We start from the raw sequence: 330 nt of genomic DNA, 5'->3' as shown, positions 1-330 counted from the left end.
CGCGTCATTCTTAAGTCGGCCACGCGAAACCACGCAGAGCATGGCCTGACAGAACAGGCTCTAGTCTACAATAGCATCGTGGCCGCCCTGCGCGACATTGGCGATCACATTTCTGACACTTCTGATGTGGGAAAGGCGGTATCTGCCGTTTCTGCTTCCTTGAAGTATTGCGACGGATAATCTCCGAAACCGGATCAGTCTCCGTTAGCAGCTGTAACGTACCCTGCGCGCCGGCAAAGGGGGAAGACATGTGTGAAATCCTCCCGTAAATACTCACCGGCAGCCCCCGCAAAAGCTCACCACGGCTTTGTCAAGTTGACTGCACGGCCC

Annotated in this window: 1 protein-coding gene; it reads left to right on the top strand. The window is 55.5% G+C overall.

Annotated elements, in window-relative coordinates; translation table 11 throughout:
- Window positions 1-180: hypothetical protein (locus P0D80_RS51485; protein WP_408296731.1), on the top strand; the 180-nt coding region annotated here is incomplete at its 5' end.
- Window positions 181-330 lie beyond the last annotated feature (150 nt).

The sequence above is a fragment of the Paraburkholderia sp. RL17-373-BIF-A genome (assembly GCF_046030175.1).
Classification (GTDB): Bacteria; Pseudomonadota; Gammaproteobacteria; order Burkholderiales; family Burkholderiaceae; genus Paraburkholderia.
This window is presented reverse-complemented; position numbering and strand designations above follow the sequence as displayed.